Source organism: Saltatorellus ferox, assembly GCA_007751475.1.
Lineage (GTDB): Bacteria > Planctomycetota > UBA1135 > UBA1135.
Map to the genome: position 1 here is coordinate 6,860,457 of CP036434.1, position 12,771 is coordinate 6,873,227.

Here is a 12,771-nt window from a genome sequence, read left to right on the forward strand (position 1 = left end):
TTTATTTCCCCTCGGGGCCGCCTCCATCAACGCTCGCCGACTTCGAGATCCTCAGCCCCGTGGTCCATTTCGAGTTTTAGGTCCACCACGAGCCGTTCGGCCCTCTTCGGCATCGAAGCGTGTTCCGTGGAATGCTCATGGACCTCGTTCGCATCCCATGGCGCCTGTCGCACCACGGGGATGAGGGAGGGGAAGAGGCCCGCTACGAGCAGGAGGATCGCCATCGGCAGCAGGGCCCAGCGCTCTCGGCCCAGAAGCGGCATGCCGTCCACTCGACCGTCGTAGGCGGGCGGGCCGAAGAGGAGCTTGAAGGCCAGCTGGACGGATGCGTAGCCCGTCACGGCCACGGCGATCGCGCCGATCACCAGCGTGTCGAGGTGACCCGAGACGTCCCCGTGGAGCACGAGGTCCACGGCCGCGAACGTCAGGGTGCCGGGAAGACCGCCGAGGGCCACCGCGAAGAACAGGACGAGGGCGCCGAGCTGGCGACTGTCCCGATAGAAGCCCGCGAAGCGCACGATCGGCAGACGGCCGTGCCTCGCGTGCAGCGCGAGCAGGGCCAGGGCGAGGCCGGTGCCCGCCAGGAGCGTCGCGGCCCACAGGAGTTCGCCGCCCACGGAGGCGCCGAGGTCCGATCCGATCAGGCCCGCCATCGCCACGGCGTTCACCGTCGCGATCAGAAGCGCCAGCGCATGGGACGCCGACTTCTGGATCAGGACCATCGAGGCCGTCAAGAGCGCGCAGACGAAGAGCGCCAGCAGGGCGACGTGGGTCTCCCCGTGCGAAGCGGAGCGGCTGAAGGCGCCGCCCACCACGCGAAGGAGTAGCGCCATCCCGCCGAAGGGCAGCGCGGACAGGATCCCGCGGCCCGTGAGGCCGTCGCAGAACGCCGCCCTCAGGGCGAGGGACCCGGGACCGACGCCGATCTGCAGCGCCACCCCGATCACCATCAGCATCGCGGCCACACCGTCGATGCCCGCCGCCGCTTCGCCGAGCGGCCCGAACCACTGGTCGAACGGCAAGCGAAGGAGCCCGGCCACCACGAATCCGATGCCAATGAACCGAACGAGCCCCTGGACGAGGCGCGCGCGGGGCGTCGTGGCGCGGATCGCCACCACGGCGATCAGGATGTCCAGGAGCACGATGGTGCCGAGCTGGTTGACGAGCAAGGAGACGAGCGCCAGCGCCGGCAGACCGAGGGACTGCGACACCGTCCGATGCCCCGACTCGTTGATCGGCATCCCGAGCACGAGCCCGAGCCCCATCGCCGCCAGCGTCGGCAGCATCGAATCCGTGGCGCTGTCGAGGAGCAGCAGCCCGCCGAAGGCGGAGTTGGTGCTGCCCTGGAGGTCGACGAACGCGCTGGCGATCGCGGCGACGAGCGCGAGCCCGCCGAGGGCCGCCCCCACCGAGCGCGATTCGCCGCGGGACGCATGCCGGCTCAGGACGGAGCCGAGCCCCATCAGGAACAGCGTCACGAGTGCAGGTGTGATGGAGTTCATGGCTGGGCCTCCTCGGCCTTCTTCGCTGCGCCCTCGGCGGGCACGCGCTGGATGCGGTCGTGCTGATCCCCGGCGCCGAGCGCCGCCCGCATCCTCGCATCGAGACCGTCGACGAAGCGAAGCACGCTCCCGACCGGACGGAAGAAGAGCTGCTTGCCGAGGTCGTCGAGATGCCACTCGACCACGCTCTGGCGATAGACCCAGGGCGAAAGCTGGAACAGCTGAAAGCCCGGGCGCCTTGGCTTGGTCGTGAGGTCCTGGAGGATCGACGGCGACCGCAGGAGCTGCCAGGTCCTCAGGATGCCGTGGCCCACGATGTGGACGAGGGCGAGGTTCGTGAAGCCGAGGCCCACTTCGACCCAGATCAGGCCGACCTGGGACGCAGAGCCGTAGGCGAGCGCGGTCTTGATGTCCGCGCGCGTCCGCCCCACGAAGGCGGCGTAGACAGCGGTGAGTCCCCCGAGCACCACGATCATCACCCGCGCCGCGGGAACCCGCTCCAGAAGCGGCATCGCGCGCAGCAGCAGGTACGGGGAAGCGTGGACCGAGAGTGCGCCGTAGAAGATCGCGCTCGAAGGTGTCGGCCCCTCCATCGCCTTCGGGAGCCAGCCGGTGAACGGCAGGATCGCTCCCTTACCCATCGCTCCAAAGACGATGAGCAGCGCCACGAGCGTCAGCGTCGCGGGCGGCAGCGAGATCTCCCCGAGCCGCATGAACTCCGCCGAGTGCGCCGTGTGCTCCAGGATCGCCACCGCCAGGAACAGCCCGACGTCGGTGGCCCGATAGGTGGCGTAGGCCCGCAGGCCGTGGCGCGAGGGCCCGACGCGCTCGTTGTAGAACGCGATCAGGATCGCCGAGGTGATGCCCACGAACTCCCAGCCCGCGAAGAGCAGCGTGAGGCTGTGGGCCGTCACGATCAGCTCCATCCCGAGCGCGAAGAGCACCAAGAGGATGTAGAACCGGAAGAAGCCCGGGTCCCGGTGCAGGTAGCGCGCGGAGTAGGATCCCACGAGCGCGCTCAGGAGGAACGTCAGCACGAGCAGCACCAGCGTCGTCGGCGTGAGTTCCAGCGCCAGGTCGAAGTGGTAGCTCCGGAACGACAGCAGCGTTCCGATGTTCACCACCACCCGGGGCACGTGGAACGTCACGAAGGCAGCCGCGAGCGCGAGCGCGCCCACGAGGCCCACCGCGAAGATCGAGGAGGTCAGCTGGGTGATCCTCGCCTCGGGCAGCTCATCGCTCGCGAAGCGCGAGATCGTGAGCAGCACGAGGGCAAAGATCGGCGCGCCCAGGATGAGCAGCGCGAGGAATTCGACGAGGTCCGTCACGGGGCCACCTCACGGGTCAGGGTCGTGACGCGCGCCGGACGCACGCAGCTTCGCCGGTTCTGGATGATGTCGCGGGAGCGCTGGAACGCGGGCAGATCCGCTGATTCCACCTCGTGCTTCTCGAAGCCGGTCGGGTGCAGGAAGTGGATCGTTCCGTCGTCCGGATCGAGCGTCGCCACGAGCACCCAGCGGTTCTCGACGAGGTCCACCAGCCCGGGGTGCGGCGCGACCGCCGCCTGCGCCGTCTCCGGCGTCGCCTCGATGATGAGGAGCAGCCGCATCGGCTCATGGATCTCGATCATCTGCTCGACGAGCCCGGTGCGCAGATCGCTCGCGGAGCCGTTCATCACGGAAAGGAGCCCCACGACGTTCTGGGGAAGCTTCGTGCCCGCGCCATAGACGTCGTTGTCCACGAAGGAGAAGAAGTACTCGAGGTTGATGCCGGCGCCGACGGGGCCGACGCTGGCGAGCAGCGCGCTCAGCTTCTCGCTCTTCGGATCCGAGGTCGGATCGTAGGACACGAGGAACGCGCGGCGATCCAGGAACAGCCCGCGGGTCGCCGTTCGCCTTCCGACGATGCAGGAGGAGTTCGTCACGTGGTTGTACTCCGGCCGTGCCTGCGCGAGGTCCTCGGTCCGTCCGATCACGTGATCGAGCGAATCGGCCTCGGTGATATCGAGCGGCGCGGACATGAACTTCCGGCAGCGCTCGTGGGCGTCGCGCCGGGACGTCTCCAGAAGGTCCGCGCGCAGCCTGTCGAGCTGCTTGCGATGGGTCTCGGGGACCTCGTCGACGTCGAAGAGCTCGACGATATCGCCGGCCGTCTCGTGCACGGCCCCGAGGAAGTGCGTCGACTCGGGAATGTGGATGCCCTGGGCCGCAAGGAGCTTCCGAACGCCCGGCCGGTTGCACATGGCCGCGAACGCACGCGCGTTGGGTCCGCCGTTGCCGCCGGCGCACGCACCACAGTTGTAGCCCGCCGCGTGCGGGTTGTTGACGTTGTGGCTTCCGTGGCCGCAGGCCACCACCAGCGGCGCGAAGTCGTGGTCGAACCCCATGCTCGTCAGCGCCTCGCCCACGAGCTTGGCCATCTCTTCCTCGGTGTAGCCGAGCGGCAGGCCGAAGGCGGTCTCGCCATCGTCCGTCCTGAGGAGCGTCAGCTTCGTCGGTGGCTTGCGGCGGCCGCGCCGGTTCTTTCCGCTCCACTCGGGGAAGAGCAGTCGATACGCCATCGGAGCGAGCGCCACCCAGCCGACCATGTTCTCGAGGGCGGAGCGAACGAGGCCGGAGTCGGCTCCCTGCGGAGCGAACGGGGAACCCGCGCTGGACGCCGAAGTCTCGCCGCGGGAAACCGGCAGCTCCCGCATCGCATGGGTCGGCTTCATCGCGCCCGGGCAGAGGGCGCGGGTGCTGGTTTCACCGAGGCCCTGGAAGCGGATCGCCACGTTGTAGAAACCCGCGTAGCCGAAGGTTTCGTAGCCAGGATCGACCTCCTCGAGATGCCGGCGGAACGACTCCTCGCGGTCATCGATGCACATGATGAGCTGCGTGTGCGGATCCTTCGCCGGCACCGTGTGCGCATGGTGAAGCGTGAGCCCGTCCAGCAGCTCCATCCGATAACGGCGCTCGTAGGCGAGCTGCCAGAGCCAGCGGGTCGTGTTGCCGCTCGCTTCCCGGCTGACGGCGTGCAGCTGAGCCAGCTCCGCGGTGCTCGCGTGCTCGATGGCATCCGCCGTGATCCCGAGGCTCAGCGCCACGTGGAAGAACGGTGCGATCCGGCGGAAGCTGGCGTGGGAGTCGGCGCGAGTCGTCTCGAACTGCTGAAGCACCTTCAAGAGCGGCTTCGAGCCGACCTCGGTCGACAGCTTCTCCAGGGCGCCGCGCACAGCCGCACGCTCCAGCAGAAGCCTGACGGCGAGGAAGTCGATGAGCTTCGCCGGCGGAACCGAATCGGTGGGCGCGAGGTCCTTGCGCTTGTCGAGGCGCTCGAACATGCCGCCGAACCCGGGCATGCGAAGGAGCGTATCGACGACGAATGCCTCGACGTCCGAACGATCGACGCCGATGTCCTCCAGCGACTCGACGACGCTGGCCGCCCCATCGACCTTCTCCTCCCGAAGGCGACGCGCTTCCTCGCGCAGCCACACCCCGCCGGGCCGTAGCCTCGTTCCCCACGTGTCCAGGAGCCCCAGCGTGCAGGCGAAGAACCCGTTCTCGCGATCGGGCATGGACCAGACGGCCTGCCCCACGTCGAGGTACGCCAGCGCCCAGCGCACGAGCGTCGGCTCGACCGCACCGTCGAGGTCCATGTCGAGGCTCGCCAGCACTGGCACCGCCAGCCGCTTGCTCACCGGCGTCTCGTCCGCATCGTGACTCGCGACCGCGGTGCAGGCCGACCAGAGCGCCTTCAGCACGTGGACCGGGCGACCCGCGAGCCGCAGGCGCTCCTCCGACTGACGGTCGAGGCCGACGGGCAGCTCTTTCTCGTACAGCTGCTCCCGCAGGATCCACGCGCTCGCTTCCGGCTCGTGAACACCCGTCTCGGGGGCGAGCATGAGAAGCCGCAGCACCTCCCGACGACACATCGTGAGCCCCGGCATCCGCAGCGGCTGCGGCTCGACCTCCCGACGGATCACGTCATCGACGTCCCGATCGAGGATTCGACCAACCCGGTACGCGTCCCGGTAGAACGCCGCCGTGCACCAGGCACGAGCCCCCGTCAGCCGCGCGGCACTCTCGACGCCGACCCGGAAGTCCAGGCCCTCGAAGGAGTGCAGCGGGTTGTGGTGGATGAAGTTCGTGAGCGGGTTCTGGGTGGGCAGGATCTTCGTCGCCGCCTTCAGAGCCGTCGTGAGGGCCACGTTCATTACGCTTTCCGCCTGACCGCATGCGGGTGCTCGGAGGAGGCCTTGAAGCCGTCGACGCCGACGATCTGAAGCGACGCGTCAGGCCATTCATCGGCCATCGTCTCCACGCGCGACAGGAACGTGTGGTCCACGAGCTTCACGTCGGAGAGATCGAGGATCACGCGATGGATCTCGGAGTCGAGTGTGGCGAGACGCTTCCGGACCGCGAGAAGGTTCGTGAACGCGGCGGTTCCGTGCATCGTCAGCTTCAGCTCATCGCCCTCGCGCGTCTCCTCGCAGGTCGTCTTGAACAGCGAGCTGAACGAAGCGCCGCGAGCCAGGTGCAGGATCACCTTGAGGGCAATACCGGCGGCGACGCCGATCAGAAGGTCGGTCGCCAGCGTCACGACGAGCGTCGTACCGAAGAGCAGGAGCTGGTCGTTGCCGATGTCACGCGCATGGCGGAACTCAGCAGGCGACGCCAGACGCGCGCCGGTGTAGACCAGCATGGCACCGAGGGCCGCCAGCGGGATCATGTGGAGCAGACCCGGCGCGAGCGCGACGAACGCGAGAAGGAACATGCCGTGGCTGAAGTTGGCCCAGCCAGAGCGCGCGCCCGCGTCGACGTTGGCCTTACTTCGCACGATCTCGGAGATCATCGGAAGGCCTCCGATCATCGCCGAAACCAGGTTGCCGACGCCCGACGCGAAGAGGTCGCGGTTCAGGTTCGAGGGCTTGGCCTTCGGGTCCATCGCGTCCACGGCGATCACGCTGAGCGTCGACTCGATCGAGCCCACCAGCGCGAACATCGCGATGTACTTGATGGAGGCTCCGCTGAAGACCGCCGAGAAGTCGGGGAACGCGATGGCCTCGATGAGTGAACCGGGCAGGGTGACGAGGTACTCCGGACCGACGTGGTAGGAGTGCGCCAGCAGGGTGTAGTTGTGCTGATGCTCCAGGTCGAAGATGAGCGCAAGCGGCACGGTGAGCGCGAGAACGATCAGCGGCGCGGGGACGAGCTTGGCCCACTTGAACTTGAGGAGCGGCCAGAGGAAGAGAATGGCGAGCGCGACGCCCCCGAGGGCCAGGATCTCCGGGTTCGCGTTCGCGATGCTGTGCGGGATCTCGGCGAGGAGGTGCAGCGGCTCCTTCCCCTCGGGCGTCACGCCGAGCACGGTGTGCGTCTGCTTCGAGATGATGATGACGCCGATGGCGGCCAGCATCCCGTGAACGACGGACGGCGACATCGCGATGCCCACGGTCGCCGCACGAACGAAGGAGAGCAGAATCTGGATCACGGCCGCGACCACGCCGACGGCGAGGGCGCGCTTGTAGCCGAGGACGACATCGCCGCCACCGAGTTCCTGGACGGCGCCGAGCGCGATCACGATCAGGCCGGCGGCGGGGCCCTTGATCGTCAGGGGCGCGCTCCCCAGGAACGTCGCCAGAACGCCGCCCACGATGGCGGTCAGGATCCCCGCGACGGGCGGGAAGCTGCTCGCCATCGCGATCCCGAGACAGAGCGGAAGCGCGATGAGGAAGACGAGGAAGCCGGAGCGCAGATCAGCCTTGCTGAAAGCGCCGGGCCAGAGGGCGCTCGCGCCGGAAGCGCTCGGCGGGGAGACACTGGAGTCAGCGTCGTGGTTCGAATCGGACATGGAATGGCCCCTTGGGGGCGGAAAGGAGGATCACGCTCGTCCCTTCCCGGTGAGGCACTCGGCAAAACCGATGCACGTACCGCCAGTGGACGGTCAGATGAGGGAAAGGAGCACAAAGAAGCAGCTCATCGAACTAGTCTCGCGCGCAGGAGTGGCGCAGTAGGGACCGGAAGCTGAGTCAGCGTGCGGGTGGGCCCCGTGCGTCGAGGCAACACCGGACCGCGCTCGGCGCGATCCCCTCGCAGTCCTCCAGAGCCCGGCGAACCGCGGGCTGCAGTGACTCACCACCGGCGACTTCCACATCGCCAGACGCGACGTCATCGTCACGTTCCTCTTCTTCCTCGCTGGAGGCGTCGCGCCCTTCGAGCGGCGTCGCCGGATGACTTGGAGCGTCCAGCGAGCCGTCATCCAAGGCCACGGCAGCAATCTCCGATCCGATGCCCGTCGCCTGCGGCGCGGCCGTTGAGGCCGTCATCGCGCCCAGGCACACCATCAAGGCGAGAGCGCAGCGGATGAAGAGCATCCGAAGTCTCACCGGGCGGGCGGCGTGGGGAAGGGAGGCAGGCATGGGGTAGAACGTTCTACTCTCGTCGTCCCTTCGCGGTCAGAGTTATCGGAACTTACCGGAAAATACGGGGCTGGTAATCTTCAGGCAATCAAGTCCGTCTGAACGCGGCCATGCACGTCGGTCAGCCGGTAGTCGCGCCCCTGGGATCTGAAGGTCAGGCGCTCGTGATCGATCCCCAGCAGATGGAGGATCGTCGCGTGGAGGTCGTGGATATCCATGGCGCCCGACACCGGCGCGAATCCGATCTCGTCCGTCTCTCCGTGGGAGTACCCGGGCTTCAGCCCGCCGCCCGCCATCCACAGGGTGAACGCGCCGATGTGATGGTCGCGGCCGATGAAGTTCCGGACTTCCCCCAGGGGCGTCCGACCGAACTCACCGCCCCAGATCACGAGCGTGTCCTCCAGGAGGCCGCGCTGCTCCAGATCGAGCACGAGCGCTGCGCTCGCCTGATCGACCTCGCGGCAGCGGTCCTCCAGCGGCTTGCCCAGGTGGTTGTTCCCGTCCCCGTGATGATCCCAGTCCGCGTGGTAGAGCTGGACGAAGCGCGAGCCACGCTCGACCAGCCGCCGCGCCAGGAGGCAGTTGCGCGCGAACGAGGGCGCGTCGCCTTCGACCCCGTAGAGCTTGCGCACCGACTCGGGCTCCTGGGCCAGGTCGACGAGATCGGGCGTGCTCGACTGCATGCGATGGGCCAGCTCGTAGGACGCGATGCGCGCGGAGAGCCCTTCGGGCTCCATTCGCCTGCCCGCGGCATCGCCACTGGCCCGATCGAGCGCCGCCACCGTCCGGAAGAAGTCCGCCTGCTCCTCCGCGTCGACGCCCGGCGGGTTGCCGAGGTCCAGCACCGGATCGCCCTGACCCCGGAACGGCGTCCCGGCCACGCCGGACGGCAGGAACCCGTTGCCCCAGAGCGCGCTCCCGCCGCGCGGCCCGCGCGACCCCGACTGCAGCACGACGAAGCCAGGCAGGTCCTCCGCCTCGGAACCCAGCCCGTAGAGCGTCCAGGACCCGCAGCTAGGGCGCCCGAACTGACCGAACCCGGTGTTCATGAACAGCTTGGCGGGTCCGTGGTTGATCTCCTTCGCCTGGACTCCGCGCAGGAACGTCAGCTTGTCGACGATCCCCGCGATGTTCGGAAGCAGCTCCGAGACCGGCGCTCCGCACTCCCCGTGCTGCGCGAACTTTCGGGCACTGCCGAGCAGCTTCGCCCGCGCGCCATCGATGAAGGCGAAGCGCTTGCCCGCCGCCAGGCTCGGCGGGAGCGTCTGTCCGTTGAGCTTCTGAAGCGTTTCTTTTGGCTCGAACAGCTCGAACTGGCTGGGCGCACCGGCCATGAAGAGCCAGATAACGCGCTTGGCCTTCGGTGCGTGGGTCAGGAACGGCAGGGACGACTGGGCGAGGCCGTCGCGCATCAGCGCGTCGCCGAGGGCGAGGGCGCCCAGGCCCCCCGCCGAGGTCCGCAGGACCTGGCGCAGCATCTCGCGCCTCGTGGTCGGTCGATCGATCATGGCCGGTGCGTGAACTCGTAGAGGTTGAAGACGACGCGCGAGAGAGCGGCGGCGGCAGCCGCGTCGCCGCGCTGGTCCGCGATCCGACGCGCGTGGGCGGCGAGGAGTTCGGCCTCGCCAGCGGTCGCGGGTCGACCGAGCGCGAGCCGATAGGCGGCGCCAGCGCGCTCGACCCAGGCCGACTCCGGCAGCTCCGCCAGAAGCCGATCCCCCATCCCCTTCGCGAGCTCGATCACCAGCGGATCGTTGGCGAGAGCCAGCGCCTGGAGAGGGCTCCGCGAGGAGGTGCGTCGGGTGCAGCTGAAGCCAGGGGACGGTGCGTCCAGCGTGGTGAAGAACGGGAACGGCGACGAGCGCCAGATCCGCGTGTACAGCGATCGACGGAAGCGCGCGCTGCCTTCGGACGGCTCCCACTTCTTCCTCGACTGGGTGAAGGCGAAGACGCCCGGCGGCTGGGGCGGCTGGACCGGGCCGCCTCCGACGGTGGCATCGAGCAGCCCGCTGGCCTTGAGCATGCTGTCGCGCAGCACCTCACCGGACAGGCGGCGGGGCGCGCGCCAGGAGAGCTGCGTCCCTTTCGGGTCGACCTCGCGCCGCGTCTCTTCGGGATCGGGCGACTGCCGGTAAGTGCGCGACAGGAGCATCGTCCGGAGGGTGTGCCTGCGCGACATCCCGTGCTCCACGAAGTCGCGCGCCAGCCACTCCAGAAGCTCTGGGTGGGTCGGGCGAACGCCGCGCAGCCCGAAGTCGTTCTCGGTCGGGACGAGCCCCGTCCCGAAGAGCTGCTGCCACCAGCGATTCACGGTCACCCGGTGCACCAGCGCGTTCGCAGGATGCACGAGCCAGCGCGCGAGGTCCAGCCGCGTGGACATCGGCGCGCCGTCGCTGAAGTGATCGAACGCGTCGGGGACGCCGGGGCTCACCTCCTCGCGCTGATCGAGGAACGAACCGCGCTCGAAGCGGCGCGTGACCCGCGGTACCGATCGCTCCCGCATGACGAGCGTGCTCGGCATGCGCGGGCGCTCGTCGCGCACCTTCTTGAGCGCCGTCCAGGCGTCGATCCACTCCTTCGTCACGGGCGGTCGCTCGGACGCCTCGGCGGCCAGGCCCAGGCGGAACGCACCGATCGTGTGCTGGTCACCGAACTCCTGCACCAGCTCGAGGCGGAGTTCCCGGTCCTTCATATCGATCGCTCGATCGAGGACGAGTTCGATCACGTGCGGCTGCGAGAGCTGCGGGCTCACCGCCCAGCCCGGCCCCTCCCCCGACGCGATCGATGCGGCCGGGTAGTGGTTCCCTCCGGTCGCACTCGTGTCCTGGTCGAAGTCGGATCGAGCGGACGCCAGCCCATGGGCCTCCCACTCGGTCTCGCCCACTTTGCGCGAAGCGACGCGAACGTCCTGGAGCACGAAGTTCCGGCCGTAGCGGCCGGGCCCGCCGTCGGCGAGGACTTCGAGCCTGACGCTCGCCACACGGTCAGCGCCGGGGGCGGGTCCTTCGAGGACGTACGTGCTGAAGACCGGGCTTTGTCCGAGGACGCGGTACGCGCCGCTGATCTCGGGTCGCAGCTCCGGGCCGTTCGATCCGGTGGCGCGCTCGGGCTGCCAGAGGGTCCAGCCCTCGGAGGCTGCGTTCCACTCGCGGGCGTAGGCGTCCTCCGCGGCGGCGAGCTGCCCCTCCCACCGGGCGGCGCGCTCCGTATCGCCGTCCGACTGCGGCACGAGCAGCGAAGGCTCGGACGAGACGCCTCCGTCCTCGGTCGAGTTGAAGAACGCGAAGAGCTGGTAGTACTCGGTGTGCGTGATCGGATCGAACTTGTGCGTGTGGCACTGGGCGCAGGCCACCGACGAACCGAGCCAGACCGAGCCCGTCGTCGCGACGCGATCGATCACGGCGTTGATCCGGTTCTCCTCGTCCTTCGCGCCGCCTTCCTGGTTCACCTGGGTGTTGCGGTGGAAGCCCGTCGCGATGATCGAGTCACGCGTCGCGTCAGGGAGCAGGTCGCCGGCGAGCTGCTGGATGGTGAACTGGTCGAACGGAAGATCGCCTGCGATCGCCTCGACGACCCAGTCGCGCCAGGGCCAGATCGAACGTCCACCGTCGATGGTGTAGCCATGACTGTCCGCGTAGCGCGCGATGTCGAGCCAGTGGCGCGCCCAGTGTTCGCCGAACTCCGTGGACGCCAGCAGTCGGTCCACGTGCGCTGCGTAGGCCTCTTCCGATGGATCCGCTTCGAAGGCTGCGATCACATCCGCGGAAGGCGGGAGGCCAATCACGTCGAAGTAGACGCGGCGAAGGAGGTCGCGGGGAGGCGCTGGCGAGCTCAGCGCGAGGTCAACCCTGGCGAGCGCTGCCTCCACGAAGTCGTCGATGCAGGCGGCGGCCCCATTCTCGTCCTCCGTCTCGCCCTCTTCCGCGAAGGGCGCGTAGGCCCAGTGTGGCTCCCACTCCGCCCCGCTCTCCATCCAGCGACGCAGCACGTCGACCTCCTCCGGGAGAAGAGCGCGACCGGCCTCGGGTGGCGGCATATGATCGAAATCTACGTCCGTCACGACGCGATAGATGAGTTCGCTCTCTTCGGGTGCCGCCAGATCCAGGACGGAACCAGCGACCATGCCATCGAGGGTATCCAGGCGCAGCCCGGACGCGCGCGCTTCCGGATCGGGACCGTGGCAAGCGAAGCAGTGCTCGCTCAGGATCGGCCGTACGTCCTCGGTCCAGCTCGGCACCTCGTCCGAACCGGCCCCGAAGCGCGCGGTCACGCTCGACGCAGCACCGAACGCGACGGCACCCGCCAAGGGGAGCACGAAACAGGCAACCAGCATACGGCCAATCTACCAGACTCCGCCGCAGCCTGGCGATGACATCAAATCTCAGGGAACTCGTCGACCGTCAACTCGTCGCGGACTCCGCCGGTGTGCTGGACGTCGAGTGGGTCGATCAGCATGACCGTCACCTCGCTCCCATCCGCCGTCCGCGGGCGATGGCGCGTCCCCGCGGGAACGACCAGGACCTCGCCCGGACCGACTCGCACTTCCGTCACGGTGTCGCCTTCCGCGCCTTCGAACTCCACGATCAGCGAGCCGGACAGCGGCAGGAAGACCTCGTCGTGCCCATCGTGCTGATGCCAGACGAAGTCTCCTCGCAGACGCGCGAGCAGCATCTGGTGCCCATCGAATCGGGCGATGCGATGGGGTGTCCAAAGGGACTGAACGAGGTCCAGCTTGGCGGACAGGGAAATACTTTCTGGCACGAAATGGCTCATGGTGAAACGGAGCTTACACGAGGTTCGCCCTACGTCGTATTCGCACCGGGTGCGCCCATGCCCCAACCCGGAGCAATGACAGCCTCACAAGGGTTT

Annotated in this window: 8 protein-coding genes; all 8 read right to left on the reverse strand. The window is 68.4% G+C overall.

Annotation, left to right across the window (positions count from 1 at the left end; genetic code table 11):
* Positions 1-26 precede the first annotated feature (26 nt).
* The 8 genes from Poly30_RS24845 to Poly30_RS24880 all read right to left on the reverse strand — a co-directional run bounded on the left by Poly30_RS24845 (position 27) and on the right by Poly30_RS24880 (position 12,663).
* Positions 27-1,502 carry a spermidine synthase family protein gene (locus Poly30_RS24845; protein WP_145204035.1) on the reverse strand — a complete coding sequence of 492 codons (1,476 nt, stop codon included), beginning with the start codon at positions 1,500-1,502 and terminating at the stop codon, positions 27-29.
* Positions 1,499-2,830, reverse strand: coding sequence for a proton-conducting transporter transmembrane domain-containing protein (locus tag Poly30_RS24850; RefSeq protein ID WP_145204038.1), 1,332 nt, complete (start codon positions 2,828-2,830; stop codon positions 1,499-1,501). Before Poly30_RS24850 ends, Poly30_RS24845 begins: the two co-directional genes overlap by 4 nt.
* Positions 2,827-5,697, reverse strand: coding sequence for a DUF2309 domain-containing protein (locus Poly30_RS24855; RefSeq protein WP_145204041.1), 2,871 nt, complete (start codon positions 5,695-5,697; stop codon positions 2,827-2,829). The genes Poly30_RS24850 and Poly30_RS24855 overlap by 4 nt, the downstream gene beginning before the upstream one ends.
* Positions 5,697-7,334 (reverse strand): SulP family inorganic anion transporter, encoded by a 1,638-nt coding sequence (locus Poly30_RS24860; protein ID WP_145204044.1) that lies wholly within the window; start codon positions 7,332-7,334, stop codon positions 5,697-5,699. The genes Poly30_RS24855 and Poly30_RS24860 overlap by 1 nt, the downstream gene beginning before the upstream one ends.
* A gap of 178 nt (positions 7,335-7,512) precedes the next feature.
* A complete protein-coding gene (locus Poly30_RS24865) occupies positions 7,513-7,902 on the reverse strand; it encodes a hypothetical protein (RefSeq protein WP_145204047.1) in 390 nt (129 codons plus the stop codon).
* An 80-nt stretch (positions 7,903-7,982) separates the two neighbouring features.
* Positions 7,983-9,410, reverse strand: a complete 1,428-nt coding sequence (locus tag Poly30_RS24870; RefSeq protein WP_145204051.1) for a DUF1501 domain-containing protein — start codon at positions 9,408-9,410, stop codon at positions 7,983-7,985.
* Entirely contained in the window at positions 9,407-12,235 is a 2,829-nt protein-coding gene (locus tag Poly30_RS24875) for a PSD1 and planctomycete cytochrome C domain-containing protein (protein WP_145204054.1), read from the reverse strand. The genes Poly30_RS24870 and Poly30_RS24875 overlap by 4 nt, the downstream gene beginning before the upstream one ends.
* Positions 12,236-12,276: 41 nt before the next feature.
* Entirely contained in the window at positions 12,277-12,663 is a 387-nt protein-coding gene (locus tag Poly30_RS24880) for a cupin domain-containing protein (protein WP_419190637.1), read from the reverse strand.
* Between the last annotated feature and the right edge of the window lie 108 nt (positions 12,664-12,771).